3 protein-coding genes are annotated in these 3,394 nt (G+C 66.7%); all 3 read right to left on the bottom strand.

The window, feature by feature from the left end; genetic code table 11:
• Window positions 1-101 precede the first annotated feature (101 nt).
• A complete protein-coding gene (gene fusA / locus V7004_RS15400; RefSeq protein WP_334145108.1) occupies window positions 102-2,189 on the bottom strand; it encodes an elongation factor G in 2,088 nt (695 codons plus the stop codon).
• Between the two features lie 154 nt (window positions 2,190-2,343).
• Entirely contained in the window at window positions 2,344-2,814 is a 471-nt protein-coding gene (gene rpsG, locus V7004_RS15395; protein ID WP_334145106.1) for a 30S ribosomal protein S7, read from the bottom strand.
• A gap of 1 nt (window position 2,815) precedes the next feature.
• Window positions 2,816-3,187, bottom strand: coding sequence for a 30S ribosomal protein S12 (gene rpsL / locus V7004_RS15390; protein WP_208029724.1), 372 nt, complete (start codon window positions 3,185-3,187; stop codon window positions 2,816-2,818).
• Window positions 3,188-3,394 lie beyond the last annotated feature (207 nt).

Here is a 3,394-nt window from a genome sequence, read left to right as displayed (position 1 = left end):
ATCGTGCCCACGTTCGCATGCGGCTTCGTCCGCTCGAACTTCTCTCGTGCCATGACCGTTCTCTCCTGGGACGTTTCTGAACCTACGGGGAAGACGAAGACCTACTCGCCACGCACTCGGGTGACGATCTCTTCCTGCACGTTCGACGGCATCGGTTGATACGAGTCGAACTGCATCGTGTACGTGGCGCGGCCCTGGGTCCGCGAACGCAGGTCGGTAGCGTAGCCGAACATCTCCGACAGGGGTACCTGCGCCCGGACGACCTGGCTGTTGCCACGCTGCTCCATGCCGCCGACCTTGCCGCGCCGCGCCGACAGGTCGCCCATCACGTCGCCCATGTACTCCTCGGGGGTGACGACCTCCACCGACATGATCGGTTCCAGCAGGATCGGCTTCGCCTGGCGTGCCGCCTCCTTGAACGCCATCGCGCCGGCGATCTTGAAGGCCATCTCAGACGAGTCCACCTCGTGGTACTTGCCGTCGAGCAGGGTCGCTCGCACGTCGACCGTCGGGTAGCCGGCGAGGACACCGGCGGTCATGGCCTCCTGAATGCCGGCATCGACCGAGGGGATGTACTCCTTCGGGATACGGCCGCCGGTGATCTTGTCGACGAACTCGTAGCCACCACCGGGCCCGGTCGATTCGATCGAGATCGTCACTTCTGCGTACTGGCCGGAGCCACCGGTCTGCTTCTTGTGCGTGTAGGTGCAGCGCTCGACCGGCTTACTGATCGTTTCGCGGTACGCGACCTGTGGCTTACCGACGGTGGCGTCGACCTTGAACTCGCGCAACATCCGGTCGACGAGGACCTCGAGGTGCAGTTCGCCCATGCCCGAGATGACGGTCTGGCCAGTCTCCTCGTCGGTGCGGACCTGGAAGGTCGGGTCCTCCTCGGCCAGCGCGAAGAGCGCCTTCGACATCTTGTCCTGATCGGCCTTCGTCTTCGGCTCCACCGCCACGTGGATCACCGGCTCGGGGAACTCCAGCTCCTCCAGCACGATCGGGTTGGCCGGGTCGCACAGCGTGTCGCCGGTCTTGGTGTTCTTCAGCCCGATGCCCGCCACGATGTCACCGGTGAAGACCTGGTCGAGGTCCTGCCGATCGTTGGCGTGCATCTCGAGGATACGGCCGATGCGCTCCTTGCTCTGGGTGCGGGCGTTGAGGACCTGCGAACCCTTCTCCAAGGTGCCGCTGTACACGCGGAAGTAGGTGAGCTTCCCGACGTGAGGGTCGGTCATGATCTTGAACGCCAGCGCGGCGAACGGCTCGCTGTCGCTCGCCTTCCGCTCGATCGTTTCGTCCCCTTTCAGGTTCGTGCCCTGGATCGGAGGGAGATCGAGCGGGGAGGGCAGATAGAACACCACTGCATCGAGCAGGGGCTGCACGCCCTTGTTCTTGAACGCCGAGCCGTTCAAGACGGGCACCACCTCACCGGCGATGGTCGCCCGCCGGATGGCGGCGCGCAGCTCATCGACCGTGATCTCCTCCTCGCCCGCGAACTTCTCCAGGATGGCCTCGTCGACCGTGGCGATGGTCTCGATGAGCTCCTCGCGATACTGCCGGGCCTGCTCGACCAGGTCGGCGGGGATCTCCTGGACCTCCCACTTCGCGCCGAGCTCCTCGTCCAGCCAGACCAGTGCGTCCATCGTGACCAGATCGACGACGCCCTTGTAGTGGCCCTCGGCACCGATGGGGAGCTGCACGACGGCGGTCGTGCACTCCAGGCGGTCGCGGATGCTGTCGAGCGCGGCATAGAAGTCGGCCCCGAGACGATCCATCTTGTTGACGAAGCAGATACGGGGAACGTTGTACTTGTTCGCCTGGCGCCACACGGTCTCGGTCTGGGGCTCGACGCCGGCCACCCCGTCGAACACGGCCACCGCACCGTCGAGGACCCGCAGCGACCGCTCGACCTCGACCGTGAAGTCGACGTGGCCAGGGGTGTCGATGATGTTGATGCGATGGTCGGCCCAGAAGCAGGTGGTGGCCGCGGAGGTGATGGTGATGCCGCGCTCCTGCTCCTGCACCATCCAGTCCATGGTGGCAGCACCCTCGTGGACCTCACCGATCTTGTAGCTCTTGCCGGTGTAGTAGAGGATGCGCTCGGTCGTCGTGGTTTTGCCGGCATCGATGTGGGCCATGATGCCGATGTTGCGAGTGCGCTCGAGGGGTGCGGGGCGGGATGCCATCGTGATTCCTGCTCGTGAGAGTGCGTCGTGTGCGTCTGTTCGTTCGGTGCGGACTCCGGCGGGCACGAGGGAGTACCCGACGCGGGCGGTCCCCAGCGCGGGGCCGGGGACCAGGGCTTCGGCGGGGGACGCGCCGTCCCCCGGTGCCGAGGGACTACCAGCGGTAGTGCGCGAACGCCTTGTTCGATTCGGCCATCTTGTGAAGGTCTTCCTTGCGCTTGATGGACGCACCCACCCCGTTGGCTGCATCCATGAGCTCGTTCGCCAGACGCTCGGCCATGGTCCGCTCGCGCCGCTGGCGGGCGTAGCCGACGATCCAGCGGATCGCGAGAGTGGTGGCCCGCCGGGGCCGGACCTCGACGGGCACCTGGTAGGTGGCCCCACCCACGCGGCGGCTGCGGACCTCGAGCTGCGGCTTCACGTTCTCCACCGCGCGCTTGAGCGTGGCGAGCGGGTCGTTGCCGCTCTTGGCCTGGACCTGGTCGAGCGCGTCGTAGACGATGCCCTCGGCGATCGAACGCTTCCCACGCTGGAGGACCTTGTTGACCACCTGCGTGACCAGAACCGACCGGTAGATGGGATCTGGCATCAGCTCCCGGCGGGGAGCGGGACCCTTGCGTGGCACCTCAGCTCTCCCTCTTCGCGCCGTAGCGGCTACGGGCCTGCTTGCGATCGCGCACGCCCGATGTGTCGAGCGTGCCGCGGATGATCTTGTAGCGGACCCCGGGCAGGTCCTTCACGCGACCGCCCCGGACCAGCACGATCGAGTGCTCCTGGAGGTTGTGCCCCTCACCGGGGATGTAGGCCGTGACCTCCATGCCGCTCGTGAGGCGGACGCGGGCGACCTTGCGCAGGGCCGAGTTCGGCTTCTTGGGAGTGGTGGTGTAGACGCGCGTGCACACGCCCCGCCGCTGCGGGGCGCCCTTCAACGCCGGCGTCTTGCCCTTGGCGGGCTTCGACTGGCGCCCCTTGCGAACCAGCTGCTGGATGGTCGGCACGAATGGACCTTTCTGGTGACCTGGTGAGCTCGCTCCGCGCCGGCACCGGCCGCAGAGCCGAACGACAATGCTAAGACCCTCCACTTCGAACGGCAAACCGCCGACCAGCCCGGGGGCCGACCCCTTCGAACTGGTCACCGGGAGCCGGGAGATCCGGCCCGCCGGATGACGGGTTCGAGAGGAGATGGGTGGGCTCGGGGCAGGGGC

Source organism: Rhabdothermincola sp. (assembly GCF_036846205.1).
Taxonomy (GTDB): Bacteria; Actinomycetota; Acidimicrobiia; order Acidimicrobiales; family Acidimicrobilacustridaceae; genus Rhabdothermincola.
This window is presented reverse-complemented; position numbering and strand designations above follow the sequence as displayed.

Excerpts from the sequence above, each read along its gene's own strand:
- fusA (WP_334145108.1), bottom strand. The coding sequence starts at position 2,189 with ATGGCATCCCGCCCCGCACCCCTCGAGCGCACTCGCAACATCGGCATC.